This is a genomic window from Nocardia sp. PLKS1-43 (genome assembly GCF_059510335.1).
This window is the reverse complement of record NZ_JCAJZQ010000009.1, coordinates 228,908-249,026: the sequence shown is the minus strand read 5'-3', so window position 1 is coordinate 249,026 and position 20,119 is coordinate 228,908. Positions and strand designations below refer to the sequence as shown.

The following is a 20,119-nucleotide window of genomic DNA, read 5'->3' as shown; positions in this document are numbered from 1 at the left end:
GTGCTTTACGTGGCAGCTACCCAACGCGACCGATCCGAGGTGCCCGCACCGCACCGTTCGATCATCCCGTCGGTGCCCGGCATCCCGGCCGGTGCGGCGGTGTTGATCGCGGTGGCGTGCACTTTGATCGGGTTTTTCATCGACGCAAGCGGCGGCAGCAGAGATCTGACCCGAGTGTTCGCCGGTGCGTACATCATCGGCTGTGCACTGGCCGCGCTGGCGGTGCGCTACCGCGGCCTGTTCACCACCATGGTCACGCCGCCGCTGCTGCTGTTCATCGCCGTGCCGGTCGCCTACGGGCAGTTGCTGGATCATACGTCGTCCTCGATGAAGGACATTCTGCTCAACCAGGGGATCCCGCTGGTGAACCGCTTCCCGGTCATGGCCATCGCGACCGTGATCGTGTTGGCGATCGGCGCGGGTCGTCTGGTGCTGCACCGCCGCCTGGAGGACGCCAGGCCGCGGGCGCGCGGCAGCCGGGCACGCAAGGGCGATTCCTGGGGTACGAGGGCCGAGGCGAGCCGTTCACGACGCGGCCGGGGCACGGGCTCGCCGGACTCCCTCCGCAGCCGCACCCGCGCACAGTCCGCAACGGACGAGAAGACCGCCACGAAGCCGACACGCGGAAGCCGCAAGACCACCGGGCGGGTCGCCGAGCGCCCGCCACGGGTCTCGGCTGCCCCGGGCGCACGCACCGCCGAGCGCGCGAAGGTCGCCGCCACCGCCCGCCAGCGCGCCGAGGCCGACACTCCGCCCCGGCAGCGGCCCACCGAATCCGGCCGTCAGCGTCCCGCCGAACCACAGCCGCGCCGCCGGGCCGCGGAGCCGCCTGCGCAGCCCCGTCAGCGCGGCGCCGCGCCGTCCACCGGACAGCAGCCTCGCCGGCGCGCACAGGAGCCGCGCCAGCGTTCCGCGGAACCGCCGCCGCAGCGCCGCGCACGCGGAGCCGACTACGGCGACGTCCCGCCGCATCCGCGCCCGAACGTCCGCTACCGCGAACGTGATTCGGGCCGCATCGAGCACTGACTCATCGACCGGTCCGGGGTACCTCGGGGGTTCACCAGCGATCGGACGTATCACGAAGACTCACCGGCGATCCGGGGCCACCCGAGCGTCTCCGGCGTCGGGGGGCACGAAAGTCTTTCGGACACCGGCCCTTCCGGCTCGGTCGCCGATGCTCGGTGTGATACCGACCGACTCCATGTGATTTCGACCGCGGGCCGCCGGTGGTGATATCGCACACCGCCGCTGGATCACTCCGACGGCGAAACGTAGCTGTCGGTCGACCGCGACAGCCTCGGCAACCGCACGTTTCCCGGCCGACCGGATACAGATCGGTCGGATACACCGCCGTAGCCACGACACCTCGTCCGACCGACCGGCCCGGTGTGCCACCCGGCCCGACACGCCGGTGCGGATGACGAATCGAGCTATTGACGCGCGGCGCGCAGCTCGCGCGGCAGAGCGAATACGAGCGTCTCGTTCGCGGTGGTGACGGGCTGGACGTCCGCGTAGCCGTGTTCGGCCAGCAGGTCGAGCACACCGCGCACCAGGATCTCGGGGACCGAGGCTCCGGAGGTGACGCCGACCGAGCGCACGCCCTCGAACCAGGCCGGATCGACCTCGCGGGCGAAATCGACCAGATGGGCCGCGCCCGCGCCGGCGTTCAGCGCGACCTCGACCAGACGCTTGGAATTGGACGAGTTGCGCGAGCCGACCACGATCACCAGATCGCATTCGGGCGCCATCGCCTTGACCGCGATCTGCCGGTTCTGGGTCGCGTAGCAGATATCGTCGCTCGGCGGATCCTGCAGCTTCGGGAAGCGCTGCCGCAGCCGCTGCACGGTCTCCATGGTCTCGTCGACGGACAGCGTGGTCTGGGAAAGCCAGATCACCTTGTTCTCGTCGCGCACGTGCACGCCGTCTACCGCGTCGGGACCGTCGACGAGCTGAACGTGATCGGGTGCCTCGCCCGCCGTGCCCTCGACCTCCTCGTGCCCCTCGTGGCCGATGAGCAGAATGTCGAAATCGTCGCGCGCGAACCGCTTGGCCTCCTGATGCACCTTGGTGACCAGCGGGCAGGTGGCGTCGATGGTGTGCAGGCCGCGGGCGGCGGCGGCCTCGTGCACCATCGGCGACACGCCGTGTGCGGAGAACACCACCACCGCGCCCTCGGGCACCTCGGTGGTCTCGTCGACGAAGACCACCCCGCGCTCGCGCAGGGTCTCCACGACGTGCCGGTTGTGCACGATCTCCTTGCGCACGTAGATCGGCGCACCGTGCTTGTCGAGGGCGCGCTCGACGGTCTCCACCGCGCGATCCACACCGGCGCAGTAGCCGCGGGGCTCCGCGAGCAGGACACGCTTGGCGGCACCGGCCGCGCTGGGGCCCGCGGACCGGGCGATTCCGACGTTCAAGGGGATTGCCGAGGACATGGCCCCCAGCTTACGTGCGCACAGGTGGCGACACGCGCGCGGTCGCGGCCGGTATCGTGGCAGACGGGCGTGGCGAATTGTGAGTCCGCTCACCCCGCGCGGTGGGTACGGCCCGACGACATGACGACGAACAGATGCGACGAGAATGGCGCACGTGGATCCCCTCCTTTGCTTCACACGGCGAATCGGGCAGGCTAGGGCTATGTTTCGACCGCCGTTCTTCGCCCGTGTCGCCGCCGGGGCAGCCGTCTACGCCCTGGAGGAAGCCCGTCGGCTGCCGACCACCGCGATGCACCTGCCGATCACCGCGATCAGCCAGTTGTTGCAGACCACCATGCACGCCCAGCAATTCGTGACCAGTCTCGCGCTGAAGGGCGACCAGGTGTTCGACCAGCTGACCAATCGTCCGGAGGAACAGCCCGCCTGGGCCACCTTCGACGAGGACGAGGACGATCCCGACCCGGTCTTCACCAGTGCCCGCGAGGCATCGCTGAGCCGCTTCGACCTGTATGCCGCGCCCGAGCCCGTCGTGCCCGCGCTGACCGGGGAGCCCGCCGCGCCCGAGCCGGTGCAGAACGAAACAGAAACCGCCGCAACGTCTTCCAGCAACGGGCCGGGCGCCGGCGACGAGGTCGCCGAGCCCGAGGTCGCGGCCCGCTACGACTACCTGAACATGACGCTGGCCCAGTTGCGCGCACGCCTGCGGATGTTCACCGTCGAGGATCTGACCGCGCTGCTCGAGTACGAGCGACACACCCGGGACCGCGCGGCCTTCGTGACGATGCTGACCAACCGGATTGCCACCGTGCAGGCCAAGTGACCGAATTCACCCACGGCACCCACACCCACGCGCCCGCGGGCCGCCGCCGCGCCGAACGGCGACACGCAGCGGTGACCGAGCCCCGGCACGGCCGCGACCGAGCGCCGAATACCGCTGAGGCGCAACGGTGACCGACCCCGGCACACACGCACCCGGCGACGCGGCGGGCTCCGGCGGGCAGCGGAACCCGGCCTCGGCCCGGCCCTCGAATTCGGCGGAGAACCCGTGGCCGGTGCGCAGTATCGCGCTGAAGGTCGCGCAGTGGATCGACCGGCTCGGCAGTGTCTGGGTAGAGGGTCAGATCACCCAGATGAACGTGCGGCCGGGAACTCGCACGGCCTTCCTGGTGCTGCGCGATCCGGCCGCGGACATGTCCCTGTCGGTGACGTGTGATCCAGCGCTGCTACGCGATTCGGCGATTCCGTTGCAGGAGGGCAGCCGCGTCGTCGTCTACGGCAAGTTGTCCTACTTCACCGGACGCGGCACATTGTCGTTGCGCATCACCGAGATTCGGCCCGTCGGGATCGGCGAACTGCTCGCGCGCATCGAACGGCTCAAGGCACTGCTGTCCGCCGAGGGACTGTTCGATCCGCGCCTCAAGCGGCCGATTCCCTTCCTGCCCGGGACGGTCGGCCTGATCACCGGACGCGCCAGCGCCGCGGAACACGATGTCCTGACCGTCGCCCGGAACCGCTGGCCCGCAGTGCGTTTCGAAATCCGCAACACCGCGGTGCAGGGACCGACGGCGGTCCCGCAGATCCTGGACGCCCTGTCCGAACTGGATCGCGACCCGGACGTGGCGGTGATCGTGCTCGCCCGCGGCGGCGGCAGCGTCGAGGATCTGCTGCCCTTCTCCGACGAAACCCTGTGCCGCGCCATCGTTTCCGCGACGACGCCGATCGTCAGCGCGATCGGGCACGAGCCGGACAATCCGCTGTCGGACTATGTCGCGGATCTGCGCGCTGCCACGCCGACGGACGCCGCCAAGCGCATCGTCCCCGACGCGGCCGCGGAACTGGCCATGGTCCGGGAGTGGCAGGAGCGGTCGGCCGCGGCGCTGCGCGGCTGGGTGCAACGCGAACTTCGGGCGCTGGACCAACTGCGCTCGCGACCGGTGCTGGCCGATCCGCTGCGCCAGCTCGACCAGCGCTACGAGGAGGCCGAACGGTTGCGCACCGCGGCCCGGCGGGCGGTCGAACACACCCTCACCGCCGAGTCCACCGCGACCCGGCATCTGCGCGACAAGCTCACCGCCGTCGGCCCGGCCGCCACGCTCGCTCGCGGATACGCTGTGGTGCAACGTGTTTCGGGCAAGGAGCGGCACGTCATCCACGAGGTGGCGGATTCCCCGCCGGGGACCCAGTTGCGCATCCGGGTCGCCGACGGCGCGATCAGCGCGGCCGCACTGGCCAGTCGGATCATTACGAAGGAGTCCCCGCATGACCGAGAGTGATCTCGCCGAGATCGCGAGTTTCGGCTACGAACGCGCCCGCGATGAACTGGTCAACGTCGTGAAGATGCTCGAGCAGGGCGGTATGGATCTGGACGATTCGCTGGCCCTGTGGGAACGCGGCGAGGCCCTGGCGAGCCGCTGCGAGGAGCATCTGGCCGGGGCGCGCAAACGGGTGGAGGACGCGTTGTCCCGCCGCGAAGCCGACTCGGAGTAGCCGTTGTGCGCGGGCGTATCCTGGGGCCTGCTGATACCGCCGCGTGCAGAATGTCACTCTCGAAATCGAAAACGATACTTGCACAACGGCTCATGGTGCGGTTGTCTGAATGGATGCCGAGCGGCGCTGCCCGCTCCGCCGAGCCGGAGGAGATGCCGTGACCACCGTCGACCGCCCGTTGGACAGACGCCGGCACATCCTGCTCGAACTGGGTTTCGCCACTCGGCGGGTCGGCGACGAGCTACACGGCTCGGCGACGATCACCCCGCACATGCACGTCCCGGGCACCACCCATCTGCGCACCTCCATCCTGGCCATCTGGCTGGACACCATGGGCGGGCTGCTGGCCTCGCTGGTCCTGCACCCCCGGGTGCCGATGACGCTGGAACTGGACGTCAACCTGTTCCGGCCCGCACCCGGAGCGGGTGAGGTGCGCGCGGTCGGCCGCACGGTCAAGGCGGGCCGGTCGGTCTTCGTCGCGGAGATCGAGTTCACCGTCGACGACGTGCCGATCGGTTTCGGCGCGACCTCCTTCATGGCCGCACCGAATCCGGACGTGCAGCTGCCGCGCAAACTCAGTATCGATATGCCGCCGAGCGACCGGCGGCTCGCGGTTCCGCTGGCCGAACGGGCCCGGTGCGAACGCCGCGAGCCGGGCGTCGCGGTGCTGCCCCGTCACGAGGACGGACTCAATGCCGCGGGCACCGTCAACGGCGGCCTGATCGCGCTGGCGGCCGAGGAGGCGACACTGTCGCTCGGCCCCTCGGACGGCCTGAGCTTCCTGGGCCTGCGCTATCTGCAGGCCGCGCGGGTCGGCCCGGTGATCGCCACCGCCACCGCGCGGCACGGCCTGGGCCGGGTGGAACTGCGCGACTCCGGCAACGACAACCGGATCACCACGCTCGCCACCACCAGAACGTTCGACCGGTAGCCGCGCCCGGCTCACCCCAGCAGGCCGGCCAGCCGGTCGTGCACGATCCGCCACAGTCCCGGCGCGAGATCCGCGTCGGCGAGCATCTCCATCGTGCAGATCACCTGCAAGGACCGAATACGTTCCGGCAGTGCGGGTTCGGCCGGATCGATACCGGCTCCGCCGAGGAATTCGGGCCAGGATCGGGCCAGTGCGTCGCGACCGGCGAAGCCGACCGACCAGGCCCAGCGCGCCGGGTCGTACAGCGGATCCGCGACGCGCACCGATTCGAAATCCAGCAGTCCGGTGATCGTGCCGTCCTCGACGAGGATGTTCACCGGTGCGTAGTCGCCGTGCGCCAAAACCGCTGGGCGGCCGTCGAACAGCTCGGGCAGATCCGCGAGGACCCGCTCCAGGGCGGCGCTCTGCGCGGCCGACAACGCCGGATCCAGACATTCGGCCCAGGCATCGGCGCGGGCGGCCAGATATCGGGGCCGTGCCCACATATCGTCGAGTTCCACATCGGCACAGGGCAATTCGGAGAAATCGGCGAGCATCGCCCCCATCGCTCGCGCCAGCGTGGGGAAATGCGGTCCGTCCATGGGGGTTTCGGCACTCGGCGCGCCCGGCAGCATATCGAAGGCGATCCACGGAGGCTGCGCGTCGATATCTGCGGCGCGAATAGCCGGAATGGTAATTCCCTTGGTCGCGGCGGGATCTCGCAACGCATTCATGATCCGCATCCGGCGGTCGGCCTCACCGCCCCGCCGGTATCGCTGCACGACGACGCCGCTGCCATCGGCGACGGTCACCAGACTGGTGTTGTCACCGACTCCCCATTCGGCAGGCGCCGCCTCGATGATCGGTCGATCCAGCACCCGCTCGAGCCAAGCCAAGTCCGCACGATCCACCCGGGCAACGTTAGCCGAAAAGCAGCGAGAGTCGTTGGCGGTTACCCGGATCGGGTCTCAGCAAGCCGAAACCAAGATCACGAATCCGCAGGTGAAATCAGGAACGCAGGGGTTGCGCGGCGTCCACCGCACCGGCAAGAGTCATATACGCCGACTGGTTGCCCGCACCCTTGATCAGCACCCGGGCGGAACCGAAATCGGTGATCCACGCCGGTTCGCTGCCCTGGACGTGGAAGACCGTCCAGGTTTGATCGCCCACTTTCTGCGCGCCCGAGGGACTGCGCGTCTGCAGAATGTGGTCGGCCAGTGCGGATTCGGATGCGTCGGACTGAGTCAGCTGCATATAGGTGCCCTGGGGCGTGATGTACCCGACGGTGCTGAGCGTTCCGCCGCCCGCGCCGCTGATGGTGTCGCGGCTGCCGGAATTGGCGGTCCAGCGCTCGGGCAGGCTCGGCTGGCGGATCGGGAAGGGCAGGGTGTGCGCGTCGTCCTGAAGGGCCGCCTTGACGTCGAAATGCGGAATATTGCCGGTCGTCGGCGCGCCGGGCGAGAAACTGCACTGTTGGGCGAGAGCGGCGAAAACCACGCAGATCAACAGCAACGGAATCAACGACCAGAGCAGGTCCCGATAGTCGTTGAGGATCCGGGGTTTCTGATTTGCCACGCCCCCAGTATGCCGCGCCGCATTCTGCGCACTTCGCTCCGGAGGGGTGCGCCGACCAGGGCGGCTGCCACAACGCGGCCGAGGACCGCTCGGCAACGAGGCCGATATCACAGCGCGCGGACCAGCACCGGGTGCGTTCGGACCAAAGTGGAACGGCAGTACCCGACGGGATGTTCTGACCGTTCTGCGACAATTCAACGCAATAGACAACGAGGAGGCACCGCAGATGACGGCACCCACACCCGCAACGAGCCGCCATGAGGCCCCGGACCGCAACCTCGCACTCGAGTTGGTCCGGGTGACCGAGGCCGGCGCGATGGCCGCGGGCCGCTGGGTCGGCCGCGGCGACAAGGAGGGCGGCGACGGTGCCGCGGTGGACGCGATGCGCCAGCTCGTGGCCACGGTGTCGATGAGCGGAGTCGTCGTGATCGGCGAGGGCGAGAAGGACGAGGCGCCCATGCTCTACAACGGCGAGTCGGTCGGCGACGGCACCGGCCCCGAGGTCGATTTCGCGGTGGACCCGATCGACGGCACCACCCTGATGTCGAAGGGCTCGCCGGGCGCGATCTCCGTGCTCGCGGTGGCCGAGCGCGGTGCCATGTTCGATCCCTCGGCCGTGTTCTACATGGACAAGATCGCGGTCGGGCCGGAGGCGGCCGATGTGATCGATCTGTCCGTGCCGATCGCGGAGAACCTGCGCCGGGTCGCCAAGACCAAGAAATCCTCGGTCTCGGACCTGACCGTATGCGTGCTGGACCGGCCGCGCCACGCACGGCACATCCAGGAGGTGCGCGATGCGGGAGCGCGAATCCGGCTGATCTCCGACGGTGACGTCGCCGGGGCGATCGCGACCGCACGCCCCGATTCCGGCACCGACATGCTGATCGGCATCGGCGGTACGCCGGAGGGCATCATCGCCGCCGCCGCCCTGCGCTGCATGGGCGGGTCGCTGCAGGGCAAGCTCGCGCCCAAGGACGACGAGGAACGCCAGAAGGCACTCGATGCCGGACACGATCTGGACCGCATCCTGGTCACCGAGGACCTCGTCTCCGGGGACAACGTGTTCTTCTGCGCCACCGGGGTCACCGACGGTGATCTGCTGCGCGGGGTGCGGTACTTCTCCGGCGGGGCGTCGACGCAGTCGATCGTGATGCGGTCGAAGTCGGGGACCGTGCGGATGATCGATGCCTACCACCGGTTGACCAAGCTGCGGGAGTATTCGTCGGTGAATTTCGTGGGCGACGAGCACGCGGTCCCGCCGATGCCGTAATTTTGGCCTCCGCTTCGCTCCGGCGGGTTTTCGGCGCTTTAAGGCTCGTCGTTCAGCCCTCGAGACTCGGCCTTCGGCCATGCGCTTCGAGGGCTGAACGACGAGCCCGCGCCGAAAACCTTTGCGGTTGGTGTTGCTGAACCTATCGCTTCGCTGGCGACTACCAGCCGGACGGAGACGCTTCGCCGCTGGGCGCGTTGGTTATCGCCTCGCTTCGCATCGGTTGGGGCGGCGCAAGCCACGCCGAAAACCTTCAAGATGACGGTCCGAACAGTTCGCCTCGCGAGCGACTACCCAGCGCACAGAGACGCCTTGCCGATCAGCGCGCCACGCGAGGGCGGTCCGGGTCGCGAGAGGGCGGTCATGGGTGTTTCACTTCTTGCCTGCGACGTCGGGGATTCTGCGGGGGCGTATTCCTCTGTGGCATGTGCGAAATGACTCACGCGTGGCTGCCCGCTGGGAGTTTGTGCGGGCCTAGGCTCGGAATTATGACTGAGCAGACGGAGTATCGGGTCGAGCACGACACGATGGGTGAGGTTCGGGTTCCGGTGACGGCGTTGTGGCGGGCGCAGACGCAGCGGGCCGTGGAGAACTTCCCGATCAGCGGTCGGGGGCTCGAGCGGGCACAGATCCGGGCGTTGGGGCTGCTCAAGGCGGCCTGCGCGGCGGTCAATCGGGATCTGGGGCTGCTCGATTCCGGTAAGGCCGAGGCGATCATCAGCGCGGCGAACGAGATCGCCGAGGGCGCTCACGACGATCAGTTCCCGATCGACGTGTTCCAGACCGGCTCGGGCACCAGTTCCAATATGAACGCCAACGAGGTGATCGCCGGCCTGGCCGCGGCGGCCGGAGTGACCGTGCACCCCAACGACGATGTCAACATGTCGCAGTCCTCGAACGACACCTTCCCCACCGCCACGCACCTGGCCGCGACCGAGGCCGTGGTTCGCGATCTCGTACCGGCTCTGGATCATCTGCGAATTCGCTTGCTGGACAAGGCGACCGAATGGCGCACCGTGGTCAAGTCCGGCCGCACCCATCTGATGGACGCGGTGCCGGTGACCCTCGGACAGGAGTTCGGCGGGTACACCCGGCAGGTCGAGGCCGGTATCGACCGGCTGACCGCGACGCTGGCGCGGCTGGGTGAGCTGCCCATCGGCGGCACCGCGGTCGGCACCGGACTCAACGCACCCGACGGTTTCGGCGCACGCGTGGTCGCCGAACTCCGCCGCTCCACCGGTCTCGACCAATTGTCCGAGGCCGCAAACCATTTCGAGGCCCAAGCCGCTCGCGACGGACTGGTGGAGGTCTCGGGCGCGCTGCGCACCGTCGCGATCTCGCTGACCAAGATCGCCAACGATATCCGCTGGATGGGCTCGGGTCCGCTGACCGGCTTGGCCGAGATCCGGCTTCCGGATCTGCAACCGGGCTCCTCCATCATGCCGGGAAAGGTGAATCCGGTTCTGCCCGAAGCGGTTACCCAGGTCGCGGCGCAGGTGATCGGTAACGACGCCGCGATCGCCTGGGGCGGCGGCAACGGCGCGTTCGAGTTGAACGTCTACATCCCGATGATGGCTCGCAATGTACTGGAATCAATTCGGTTGCTGGCCAACGTATCCCGCTTGTTCGCCGACAGGTGCATCGACGGGCTCGTCGCCGACACCGAGCGCCTGCGCACGCTGGCCGAGTCCTCGCCCTCGATCGTCACGCCGTTGAATTCGGCAATCGGTTACGAGGAGGCGGCCGCGGTCGCGAAAGAGGCGTTGAAGGAGGGCAAAACCATTCGCCAGACGGTCATCGACCGCGGATTGATCGGCGACGAACTGTCCCTGGAAGAACTCGACCGCCGACTGGACGTATTGTCCATGGCGAAGGTGACCGAGACCGAGTAGACAATTTCCTGTGGCGGCCCCGGCTGATCGTTCGGGTGGATGATTATCCGCCTGCCGAACGATACAGCCGAGAGCCGCGAGATAAGGTCGTGTCAGCGCGCGCCGCGCACTACACGCCGACGATCGAACGCGCCTGATCGAACAGGTGCACGAGGAAGTCGATGACCTGCGATATATCGTTGAGGACCATTGTTTCCTCCTTTCGAGATTGCTCGCGGCAAGCGGCTGCGTCAGATTCCGATCACGTGGCGGACCTGGTCGAACCACCCGACGGCCATATTGATGAGCTGGGAAAGATCTCCGATAACCATTGCGCTTTCCTTTCTCTCTGCCACTTTGCGCGGTCATATGGTTGATCGTCGGTAACAGCTCGAATGTTTCATGTTCCGCCGAATTCGCCGATGACCTGCCGGAAATAGCTCGAGCGCCGTACCCGTCCCCGGAACAATGCCGCCCCCGCGATTCACTCGGCCGCGCCGGCCATTGCCGGGTAATTCAGCAGATCGATATCCTTGGCGGCATTGTCGCCGAAGCGCGTCATGAGACCGAAGGTGCGTGAGCCGACGAACCAGTTCCGCATCGCGATACCGCGTGCGGTCCGCGGCGCGAGGAACCGGCCGGCGTTGGAGTTGCCCGCGATCTTGGCGTAGCGGCGCATGACCTCGTCGTAGCGGTCGAACGCACCCGCGTATTCGCCACCGGCGGTAGCCAATTCACCGGCCAGGACATAGGCTCCGACGACCGCGAGCCCGGTTCCGAAGCCGCCCAAGGTATTTCCGTAGGCCGAATCGCCGACCAGCGCGACCCGCCCCTTGGTGTAGCGCCCCTTCATCCGGACCTGGCTGATCGAATCGAGGTAGAACGGGTCGAGTCCGGGCAGTTCGGCCATCATCGAGGGGATGGGCCCGCCGAGCCCGGCGAACTGCTCCGCAATCAGGCGCTGCTGCGCGGCCACATCGTCGCGGCCGATATCGAGCACCGGCGAGGCGAAGATGTAGTGGTGCGCAGCCTTCGCGCCGCCGCGCACGGCCAGCTTGCCCGGCGCGCTGTAGGCCGACGCCCGCCCGCGCACCCGCGGCCCGCTCGGATCGTGCCCCCATCCGGGCGCACCGGCGATGCAGTAGTAGTAGCCCAGGTGGTGGACGTAATCGGATTCCGGACCGAAGGCCAGGCGGCGCACCCGGGAATGAATCCCGTCGGCGCCGAAGACAAGATCGAAGGTGCGCGCGGGCGCATGCTCGAATTCGACGTGGACGCCCTCGGCGGTGTCGGTGAGCGCGGTGACCGAATCGCCGAACAGGTATTCGCAGCGTCCCGCGGTCCGCTCGTACAGGATCCGCGCCAGGTCGCCGCGCAGGATCTCCACGTCACCGCCGGTGAAATCGCCTGATATCACGGCTAATTCGCGGCCCGCGTCGTCGGCGAAGACCATATCGGTCTTACCGGTCTGCTGCCGCACGATCTCGTCCCACACGCCCATGCGCTCGAGTACCGCGCGATGGGTGGGCCCCTTGAAGTCGATGGCCTGACCGCCGGGGCGCAGCTCGGGCGCGCGCTCGACGACTGTCACCTCGAAGCCGTAGCGGTGCAGCCAGTAGGCCAGGGCGGGCCCGGCGATGCTGGCGCCGGAGATGAGAACGGTCTGATTACGCATGGTGAACTCGGCTTTCCTTTAACTGTGTCTGTTGGACGCAATTTAGCGTACGGTGGACACAGTTTCGGAGTCAAGACCCGATCGGCAAGGATGGTGAAATGACCGCACCGACCGCTATCGAACTGCTGTGGGGCACCGCGCATCGGCCCAAGCGCGGGCCCAAGCCCTCGCTGTCACTGGAGCGCATCGTCACCGAGGCGATCGCGTTCGCGGATTCCGAAGGGCTGGTCAACCTTTCGATGCAGCGTCTGGCCGAGCGCCTGGGCTGCGCGAAGATGGCGCTGTACCGCTACGTTCCCGGCAAGGCCGAACTGACCGCGTTGATGCTGGACGCCGCGATGGGCGATGCGCCCGATCTCGTTGCGGCGACGAAGGATTCGGCCGAACCGCCATGGCGCGCCCAACTGCGCGCCTGGTGCCTGACGACCTATCAGCGCTTGTGCGAACACACCTGGATGCTCGGCATCCTGGTCACCGCACGCCCCCTCGGCCCCAACGAGATCGGCTGGTTCGAGGCAGGTCTGGCGCCGCTGGCCGACAGCGGCCTCACCGGTCCCGAACGTCTGGACACCCTCGCAACGCTCTCCGGCCAGGCGCAGACCCTCGCCCACGCCGCCGCCCTGGGCGGCAGCAGCGACGGACTGGAGGATCAGATGGCCGATCAGCTGACCCGCACCCTGGCCGCTCGGGCCGATCGCTATCCGCACACCCTCGCGGCCTTCAGCGAACCCGTCGCACCCGAGGCCCGCGACAACGCCCTGCACTTCGGCATCGATCGCATCCTCGACGGCCTCGCGGCCCTCATCGCGGCCCGAAAGCTCGACGGCGCCGGTTCCGAACCACCGCCCGCACGCTGAACCGACCCGATCAGTACCAGGGCTTCGGCGATATCCGCGGCCCCTGGCGAACAAAACGCACAGAAGCGGCGAACACGACGGGCCGAACGGGCCCCGATTCCGTGGATTCGGACCCCGCCGCGGCATACAGTCGGACCATGTCCGAAAAACCCGAGCTACGGCAGGATGCGATCACCACGGTTCGCGAATTCTTCGCGGCGTTGGAGATGAGCGCGGTGGACGAGGCGCTCGAACTGCTCGACCCCGATATCGTCTGGAAGAACACCTCACTGCCCGATGTGCGCGGCGTCAGCCGCGTCGGCGGCCTGCTGCGCGGCCTGTCGCGGGAATCGTTCGGCTTCCGCGTCGATATGCACCACATCGCCATCGAGGCCGACGGCCGCCCCGTCTCCGAGGGCGACACCGTCCTCACCGAGCGGACCGACTATCTGCGCGCGGGCCCGGTCGAGATCGCCTTCTGGGTGTGCGGCACCTTCGAACTCGTCGACGGCCGCATCACCCTCTGGCACGACCACTTCAGCTGGGAGAACTTCCTGCGCGGCACGGCGACCGGCCTCTGGAACGCGGTGCGCTCCCCCGCCTCCAAACGTCGTTAGCGCAGGTTCGACAGCTCGGCTCGGGCCTTCTCGCCGTCCGCGCCGAGGTCGGTGCGGGTGAAGAAGTTCCACCGGGCCAGGAGCGGGCCGAATACGAGTTCGGGCTCGCGCGCCGGGTCGTAGATGCCCGCCTCGGCCAGGATCGCGGTGCTGGAGCGGCCGTCGGCGAGGGTGATCTCGGGGACCGCGAAGTCCGCGACCCGGTCGGCGATCGCGCGCGCGGTCTGGTCGGGCGCGCGATCCAGCGCGGCCGCGACGAGATCGGCGAAGAACTCGGACTGGAGTTCGTCGTCGGCGGCGATGCGTTCGGACATCGCGGTGACGATCGGATTCTCGTCCAGCGCCGCGATATTGCGGTGCCGGATCGCCGCGGCCCGCTCCTCGAACGCGCTGGCGGCCAGCACATCGAGCAGATGCAGTGCGGGCCGGCGGAAGCCGGTGGTCATATGCGACATCCGCATCCGCTCGAGTTCGACCGGATCCACCGCGCGGGTGACCATCAGATAGTTCCGGATCATGATCGCGTGCCGGTTCTCCTCCGCGGTCCACCGCCCGACCCAGCGCCACCACGGGCCGGTGCGCAGGTACTTGCCCAGCTCACGGTGGTACGACGGGAGGTTGTCGGCGATCAGCACACCGACGGTCAGCGCCAGCTTCGCGACCTCGCCGAGGCCGGATTGGCCGGGCTCCCAATCGGTTCCGCCGAGGAAAGCGAAGTTGCGACCGTCGTCCCAGGGCACGTAATCGTGCGGCTGCCAGCCGTCGACCGTGGCGATGTGTCGCCGAAGATTTTCTTCCGCCTCCGCCGCAAGCGATTCCAGCAGCTCACGATCGGTCAAGAGAGTTCGCACGCGGACAACCTACCTACTCGGGGACCGAAACGGGGATCTACCGTACAACAGCCCGGGAACATCGTCCCCGGGCTGTCACACACCACGATGCGAACTACTTCATCGTCACCGACGTCTGGTTGTTCACCCAGGTGATGGTGCCGCCGGTGAAATCGCTCTGCTTGCCGTTGGCGATGTCCTTCTCGTCGCTGGTCGGATAGCCGAGTTTGCCGTTGATGCCGCCGTTGCCGTCCCACGCCTTGCGGATCTCGCCCCAGACCACGTGCGCATCGGTCTGTTCGCTCCAGCAGATCGCGCCACCGACGAACTCCTGGCAGGAGCCGCCGTTCGGGCCGTTCATGGAGTTGCCGGTCGGCGCACCGAGTGTGCCCGCGGGACCGCCCATTTCGTTGTACTTGGTCAGCACGTGCCCGGCGACGGTGATCTCGCCGGCGGGGGTTTGGATCTTGGTCTCCGCCGCGGCCCCGTTCGCACCGGTTTCGTTCGCACCGGTTTTGTTCGCACCGGTTTCGTTTGCGCCGGACTCCTTCGCGGCGGACTCCTTCGCGGCACTGGTGGCCGCGGAGGTGGCGGCGGAACTGTTGTTGTTGTCGCTGCTGCACGCGGCGGTGAACAGCAATGCCGCGGCAGCCAGGGTCAAGGTCGTCGCGGCCGACCGTCGAGCGAAGTGGTTCATATCCATCCTCTCGAGAGAGGTTGCCGACGGCCCGCGCGGAACGAACCGTCGGCAACCCGGAGCCGGTGCCCTGCTACGACTCAGCGAATCACTGACGTTTCAACTGAATCGCGCCGAACAGGTATCTCGGCGCAATATACCTGCCGACTCCTCGAGATTGTCGAATACTGCAAACTATCCGCAATCAGGCGTGCGGACCGTACTCCTCCAGCATCTCCGTGACCAGCGCGGCGATCGGCGACCGCTCGCTGCGCGTCAGCGTGACGTGCGCGAACAGCGGATGCCCCTTCAGTTTCTCGATCACCGCCGCGACCCCGTCGTGCCGGCCGACGCGCAGATTGTCGCGCTGGGCGACGTCGTGGGTGAGCACCACCCGCGATCCGCTGCCCAACCGGCTCAGCACCGTCAGCAGCACATTGCGTTCGAGCGACTGCGCCTCGTCGACGATCACGAACGAATCGTGCAGGGACCGGCCGCGAATGTGCGTCAGCGGCAACACCTCCAGCATGCCGCGGCTGAGCACCTCCTCCATCACCTCCGGACTGGCCAGCCCGTCGAGGGTGTCGAACACCGCCTGCGCCCAGGGCCCCATCTTCTCGCTCTCGGATCCGGGCAGATAGCCCAGTTCCTGTCCGCCGACCGCGTAGAGCGGGCGGAAGACCACCACCTTGCGCTGCGACCGGCGTTCCAGCACCGCCTCCAGACCCGCGGTCAGCGCCAGCGCGGATTTACCCGTGCCCGCCTTGCCGCCGAGGGAGATGATGCCGACGCTCTCGTCCAGCAGCAGATCCAGCGCGACCCGCTGTTCGGCCGACCGGCCGTGCAGCCCGAACGCCTCCCGATCGCCGCGCACCAGCTGCACCCGCTTGTCCGGGGTCACCCGGGCCAGCGCGCTGCCGTTCGTGCCGAGCAGGCGAATTCCGGTGTGGCAGGGCAGGTCTCGGGCCTCGTCCAGATCGATCGAGGATTCGGCGTAGAGCCGGTCCACGATGTCGGCGGCGACATCGAGTTCGGTCATCCCGGTCCAGCCGGAGGTGACGACGTCCTGCGCGTGGTATTCGTCGGCCTGCAGACCCACCGCACCGGCCTTGACCCGCAGCGGAATGTCCTTCGACACCAGCACCACCGTGCGGCCCTCGGCAGCCAGATTGAGCGCGCAGGCCAGGATGCGGGAATCGTTGGTGTCGGTGCGGAATCCGACCGGTAACACCTCCGGATCGGTGTGATTGAGCTCGACGTGCAGCGTGCCGCCCAAGGACCCGATCGGAATCGGCTCGTCGAGCCGACCGTGTTCGATTCGCAGATCGTCCAGCAGCCGAAGCGCTTCCCGCGCGAACCAGCCGAGCTCGTGGTGGTGCCGTTTGGCTTCGAGTTCGCTGATCACCACCAGCGGCAGGACGACCTGGTTCTCGCCGAAGCGCGTGATGGCCCAGGGGTCCGACAGCAGTACGGAGGTGTCGATCACGAAGGTTTTCGATCCGGATTTCCGACCGGACCCGGAGGTGTGGGCTCCCTTTCCGGAGCCTCCGCTCACATCGGAGCGGGCGTTCGAGGAAGCGATGACGGAGCGTGCATCAGTCACGGTGGGCTCCTTTGTTGTCCGGGCTACACCCGCCCGGACCTATCTCGCTGGACCGGTCCGACCCGGGGTCATTCGACCCGAGGGCCGGGTGCCGGCCCCCTCGCACTGATTTGCTCAGCCACGATCAGGACCTCCCGCACGAACCACACCTACGCGGCCCGCACATCCGACGTTACTGCGGTTCAGCCGATCCGGCTCGCCGGTTCGGCAAGCGTGTTGGTGAAGTTCCCGTTAACGTGCGGCTGGACCGGGGATGCGAGCCCGATGCCTCGGTGTGATATGTATCTCAGTGAGTCATTCGCGCGATCGGCTGCCGAATCACGAAAAATCCGCTGCTCGAGCGGTTTCGGACACCGCGCGGCACCGCGCGCGGCCGAACCGACTGCGATCCCGGGCATTCCGGGCATTCAGGCGAGTTCCGCGCCGAATTGCGCGAGCAGCACCGGAATGTGGCTGTGCGCAGGGTCTTTCACCGCGGTCACCAGAGTGACCGGACCGGCCGCGCGCAACTCCCGCAGATGCTCGAGGCCCTGCCGGTGTTCGGAGTCCTCGAGCTCGGTCCGATACCTGTCGGCGAACTCCGCGCCGCGCTGCCGGGGGTCGGCGTGGAACCAGCGGCGCAGATCGTTCGACGGGGTGACCTCCTTCAACCACTCGTCGATGTGCGCTTGCTGTTTGCTGATACCGCGCGGCCAGAGCCGGTCGACGAGTACACGCCGGCCGTCGTCCGGGTCTGGTGCGTCGTAGACGCGTTTCACCGCGAAACTCATCGACGGTTGCTGTGCCATACCTCCATGGCAGCACGAATTGCCGCGACGCGCGAGACCCGCACGTTGCGAGCCGATAGAGTCGTCGTATGGCCGATGCTGTGGAACTGGAGAAGCTCTCGTCGAAGGAACTGCACGACCGTGCCGTCAAGTACGCCGTGCGCCATGGTGACGTGCGCTTCCTGTGGCGGTTGCTGGAGCAGATCCCCGCGGCCGAGGCCGCGACGGGCAATGTCGGCGAGAGCGCCGCGGACATCAAATACGTGCTGCCGATGCTGGACGATTACGTGCACGCCGGAGAAGGCGACATCGCGGAGATCCTGCGGCCGCTGTACGTGGAGTACCTCACCGAACACGGATGACGGGCGTCCGCGTGACCCCGTGATCACTCACAGCGAAACCGCGCCGGTTCCCGTTGACATGGAGTGCACTCCAGGTCATAGCGTTTCACCCATGACGAACGCACAGACGCAAGGTTCCGGATCGGCCGGCAAGCGGCGGATCCGGCTGGGGTATCAGATGCCGCATTTCAGTCATGCGGCGTCGGCGAGGGAGCTGTTCCCCTCGGTGATCGAGCAGGCTCGGGCGGCGGAGGCGGCGGGTTTCGACGCCGCGTTCGTGATGGACCACTTCTACCAGCTGCCCAATCTCGGAGCGCCCGAGGAGCCGATGCTGGAGGCGTACACCGCACTCGGGGCACTGGCCACCGCGACCGAGCGAATCCAGTTGTCCACCTTGGTAACCGGGAACACCTACCGCAATCCGGCGATGCTGGCCAAGACCGTCACCACGCTGGACGTGGTCAGCGGCGGGCGCGCGGTACTCGGGATCGGCGCGGGCTGGTTCGAGTTCGAGCACATCGGGTACGGGTACGAATTCGGCACCTTCACCGAACGTTTCGAACGTCTGGAGGAGGCGCTGGCGATCATCGCGCCGATGCTGCACGGCGAGCACCCCACGTTCGAGGGCAAGTGGTACCACACCCGCGAGGCGCTGAACGAACCGCGCATTCGCGACGACCTGCCGATCATGCTCGGCGGCGGCGGGGAGAAGAAGACCTTCGGGATGGCCGCTCGCTACGCGGATCACCTCAACATCATCTGCAACGCAAGCGAATTGCCGCGCAAGATCGATGCGGTGCGCGCACGGTGCGAGGAGAACGGCCGCGATCCGCAGACCCTGGAGACCAGCTTCCTGGGCTTCGCCATCGTGGACGAGGACGGCGACCGCGCCCGCAAGCTCCAGGCCGAAGTGGCGGCCAGGCAGCCCGGCGCGGATCTGAGCGACCGTCAGTTCGTCGGCACCCCGGACGACGTCGCCGAGCAGGTGCAGCGCCGCGTACTGGACCACGGCGTGGACGGCATCATCGTCAACATGGTCACCAACGGCCACGAGCCGGGCGTGCTGGAACTCGCCGGAAAGGCGCTGAGCCCGCTGGTGCACAAGGACTAGTCAGGGGCGTCCCGCCGCCGAGACATCCCGGCGGCGGGAATCGCCTCGATCGGCTCGGGTGCGGATCGCCGCGGCGCTCACCCGAGTTCGATGGGACCGCGGAACTGGCGTGCGGCCGCGGCGGCCCAGCCCAGGTCGTAGCGCCCGCCCTCGTCGAGGAACGCCGCGCGCAGCTCGTACCAGCGCAGCCCCGGGTGATGATGATGCACACCGTGCAGGTTGAAGCTCAACGCGGCCTGTTCCAGGATGCGGGGCAGACGCAGATTCAGCGCCTCCAGCGGTGCGTCCAGTTCGGTGCCGTAGTGGTAGGCGTTGTCGGACAGGGAGATCACGAACGCCCGTCCGCCCAGCGCCGCGAGCAGCATCCAGCCGTGGCGGCCGTAGGCGAGGAACGCCGCGGCGTGCAGCATCACGATCGCGGCCGCGTCCACGCGGAACTGCCGCAGCACCTTGGCCTGCGCGATCCGCTCGAAGAGCGGTCCGGCGACGGAATCGGGCGCCGCCGCCCGCCGGCCCAGTCCGCGTATCGCCGCGACCGGGAGCGCGGCCAGCGGCAATGCCGCGAGTTCGAGCAGGTAGAGACCGCCGCACAGGCGCAGATAGTAACCGGGTGCGGATCTCGCCCAGCTCGACGTCGCCGGATCGTAGATCTCGGTGCGTTCCCGGGTGCGGCTGTACCGGTGGTGCAGCAGATGGCCGATCTTGAGCATCGCGAACGGCGAGCCGTACAGCACCGCCAGTGCGCGCCCGCACCGGTCGTTGACCTCGCGGTCGCGGATCAGGGAGCCGTGCACGGCCTCGTGGATCAGCGACCAGAACGGCGTGGTCAGCAGCACCGGCACCAGCAGCGACCAACCCCATGCCGGATCGCGCGGCAGCAGCGTCGATGGCAGCAGGAACAGCTGGAACGCCCCGACCGCGAGCGCAGCGCCGATCAACCACGAATTGATCACTCGCACCGGCCGCTCGCGAGACCTGCGATTCGTACGACCGGTCCGCACGTCGGTCATGTGCCGCTATCCCTGTTCTCGTCGAGCCTGCCGTCCGGCCTTCATCGTGCCATTCCGCACCGGAAGCGGCCCAGGTCGAACGGGCTTTCTCACCAAGAACTCCCG

Annotated in this window: 20 protein-coding genes; 11 read left to right on the top strand and 9 right to left on the bottom strand. The window is 67.9% G+C overall.

What is annotated here, in order from left to right:
- The first annotated feature begins 9 nt into the window (after positions 1 to 9).
- Entirely contained in the window at positions 10 to 1,026 is a 1,017-nt protein-coding gene (locus tag AC5WS7_RS28625) for a DUF6542 domain-containing protein (RefSeq protein WP_495957690.1), read from the top strand.
- A gap of 404 nt (positions 1,027 to 1,430) precedes the next feature.
- Here the strand turns inward: AC5WS7_RS28625 and AC5WS7_RS28620 are convergent, their stop codons facing one another.
- Positions 1,431 to 2,435: a 4-hydroxy-3-methylbut-2-enyl diphosphate reductase gene (locus tag AC5WS7_RS28620; RefSeq protein ID WP_495957689.1), complete on the bottom strand. Its 1,005-nt coding sequence runs from the start codon at positions 2,433 to 2,435 to the stop codon at positions 1,431 to 1,433.
- Positions 2,436 to 2,637: 202 nt separating this feature from the next.
- Between AC5WS7_RS28620 and AC5WS7_RS28615 the strand changes: the two genes are divergently transcribed.
- The 4 genes from AC5WS7_RS28615 (at position 2,638) to AC5WS7_RS28600 (ending at position 5,853) form a co-directional block, all read left to right on the top strand.
- Entirely contained in the window at positions 2,638 to 3,255 is a 618-nt protein-coding gene (locus AC5WS7_RS28615) for a lipid droplet-associated protein (protein ID WP_495957688.1), read from the top strand.
- A gap of 232 nt (positions 3,256 to 3,487) precedes the next feature.
- Positions 3,488 to 4,708 carry an exodeoxyribonuclease VII large subunit gene (xseA, locus tag AC5WS7_RS28610; RefSeq protein WP_495957771.1) on the top strand — a complete coding sequence of 407 codons (1,221 nt, stop codon included), beginning with the start codon at positions 3,488 to 3,490 and terminating at the stop codon, positions 4,706 to 4,708.
- Positions 4,695 to 4,922, top strand: a complete 228-nt coding sequence (locus AC5WS7_RS28605; protein WP_495957687.1) for an exodeoxyribonuclease VII small subunit — start codon at positions 4,695 to 4,697, stop codon at positions 4,920 to 4,922. The genes xseA and AC5WS7_RS28605 overlap by 14 nt, the downstream gene beginning before the upstream one ends.
- A 157-nt stretch (positions 4,923 to 5,079) precedes the next feature.
- Positions 5,080 to 5,853 carry a hotdog domain-containing protein gene (locus AC5WS7_RS28600; protein ID WP_495957686.1) on the top strand — a complete coding sequence of 258 codons (774 nt, stop codon included), beginning with the start codon at positions 5,080 to 5,082 and terminating at the stop codon, positions 5,851 to 5,853.
- A gap of 11 nt (positions 5,854 to 5,864) precedes the next feature.
- On the opposite strand, the gene AC5WS7_RS28595 is transcribed toward AC5WS7_RS28600, so the two are convergent.
- Together AC5WS7_RS28595 and AC5WS7_RS28590 are read right to left on the bottom strand one after the other, a co-directional pair.
- The gene (locus AC5WS7_RS28595; RefSeq protein ID WP_495957685.1) at positions 5,865 to 6,743 is read right to left on the bottom strand and encodes an aminoglycoside phosphotransferase family protein; all 879 of its coding nucleotides are present in this window, start codon (positions 6,741 to 6,743) and stop codon (positions 5,865 to 5,867) included.
- Between the two features lie 97 nt (positions 6,744 to 6,840).
- The gene (locus AC5WS7_RS28590; protein WP_495957684.1) at positions 6,841 to 7,407 is read right to left on the bottom strand and encodes a DUF4245 domain-containing protein; all 567 of its coding nucleotides are present in this window, start codon (positions 7,405 to 7,407) and stop codon (positions 6,841 to 6,843) included.
- A 226-nt stretch (positions 7,408 to 7,633) separates the two neighbouring features.
- Between AC5WS7_RS28590 and glpX the strand changes: the two genes are divergently transcribed.
- Both glpX and AC5WS7_RS28580 read left to right on the top strand, forming a co-directional pair.
- Positions 7,634 to 8,677, top strand: coding sequence for a class II fructose-bisphosphatase (glpX, locus tag AC5WS7_RS28585; protein ID WP_495957683.1), 1,044 nt, complete (start codon positions 7,634 to 7,636; stop codon positions 8,675 to 8,677).
- A 488-nt stretch (positions 8,678 to 9,165) separates the two neighbouring features.
- On the top strand, positions 9,166 to 10,569 hold the full coding sequence (locus tag AC5WS7_RS28580; protein WP_495957682.1) for a class II fumarate hydratase: 1,404 nt from the start codon (positions 9,166 to 9,168) through the stop codon (positions 10,567 to 10,569).
- A gap of 463 nt (positions 10,570 to 11,032) precedes the next feature.
- Here the strand turns inward: AC5WS7_RS28580 and AC5WS7_RS28575 are convergent, their stop codons facing one another.
- The gene (locus AC5WS7_RS28575) at positions 11,033 to 12,223 is read right to left on the bottom strand and encodes an FAD-dependent monooxygenase (protein ID WP_495957681.1); all 1,191 of its coding nucleotides are present in this window, start codon (positions 12,221 to 12,223) and stop codon (positions 11,033 to 11,035) included.
- Between the two features lie 98 nt (positions 12,224 to 12,321).
- On the opposite strand from AC5WS7_RS28575, the gene AC5WS7_RS28570 reads away from it, so the two are divergent.
- Positions 12,322 to 13,080, top strand: a complete 759-nt coding sequence (locus AC5WS7_RS28570) for a TetR/AcrR family transcriptional regulator (protein WP_495957680.1) — start codon at positions 12,322 to 12,324, stop codon at positions 13,078 to 13,080.
- Positions 13,081 to 13,217: 137 nt separating this feature from the next.
- Complete coding sequence (locus AC5WS7_RS28565) at positions 13,218 to 13,676, top strand: limonene-1,2-epoxide hydrolase family protein (protein WP_495957679.1); 459 nt, start codon at positions 13,218 to 13,220, stop codon at positions 13,674 to 13,676.
- Here the strand turns inward: AC5WS7_RS28565 and AC5WS7_RS28560 are convergent.
- The 4 genes from AC5WS7_RS28560 to AC5WS7_RS28545 form a co-directional block, all read right to left on the bottom strand.
- Complete coding sequence (locus AC5WS7_RS28560) at positions 13,673 to 14,527, bottom strand: acyl-ACP desaturase (protein WP_495957678.1); 855 nt, start codon at positions 14,525 to 14,527, stop codon at positions 13,673 to 13,675. The two genes, AC5WS7_RS28565 and AC5WS7_RS28560, sit on opposite strands and share 4 nt — an antisense overlap.
- Positions 14,528 to 14,621: 94 nt before the next feature.
- Positions 14,622 to 15,203: an LGFP repeat-containing protein gene (locus AC5WS7_RS28555; protein WP_495957677.1), complete on the bottom strand. Its 582-nt coding sequence runs from the start codon at positions 15,201 to 15,203 to the stop codon at positions 14,622 to 14,624.
- 184 nt (positions 15,204 to 15,387) lie between these two features.
- Positions 15,388 to 16,668, bottom strand: a complete 1,281-nt coding sequence (phoH2, locus tag AC5WS7_RS28550; RefSeq protein WP_495957770.1) for an RNA 5'-3' helicase PhoH2 — start codon at positions 16,666 to 16,668, stop codon at positions 15,388 to 15,390.
- A gap of 524 nt (positions 16,669 to 17,192) precedes the next feature.
- Positions 17,193 to 17,555 carry a DUF488 domain-containing protein gene (locus AC5WS7_RS28545; RefSeq protein ID WP_495957769.1) on the bottom strand — a complete coding sequence of 121 codons (363 nt, stop codon included), beginning with the start codon at positions 17,553 to 17,555 and terminating at the stop codon, positions 17,193 to 17,195.
- A gap of 86 nt (positions 17,556 to 17,641) precedes the next feature.
- Between AC5WS7_RS28545 and AC5WS7_RS28540 the strand changes: the two genes are divergently transcribed.
- On the top strand, positions 17,642 to 17,914 hold the full coding sequence (locus AC5WS7_RS28540; RefSeq protein ID WP_067892974.1) for a hypothetical protein: 273 nt from the start codon (positions 17,642 to 17,644) through the stop codon (positions 17,912 to 17,914).
- 91 nt (positions 17,915 to 18,005) lie between these two features.
- Positions 18,006 to 19,004: an LLM class F420-dependent oxidoreductase gene (locus tag AC5WS7_RS28535; RefSeq protein WP_495957676.1), complete on the top strand. Its 999-nt coding sequence runs from the start codon at positions 18,006 to 18,008 to the stop codon at positions 19,002 to 19,004.
- Positions 19,005 to 19,081: 77 nt separating this feature from the next.
- On the opposite strand, the gene AC5WS7_RS28530 is transcribed toward AC5WS7_RS28535, so the two are convergent.
- Positions 19,082 to 20,014, bottom strand: coding sequence for a fatty acid desaturase (locus tag AC5WS7_RS28530; protein WP_495957675.1), 933 nt, complete (start codon positions 20,012 to 20,014; stop codon positions 19,082 to 19,084).
- Positions 20,015 to 20,119 lie beyond the last annotated feature (105 nt).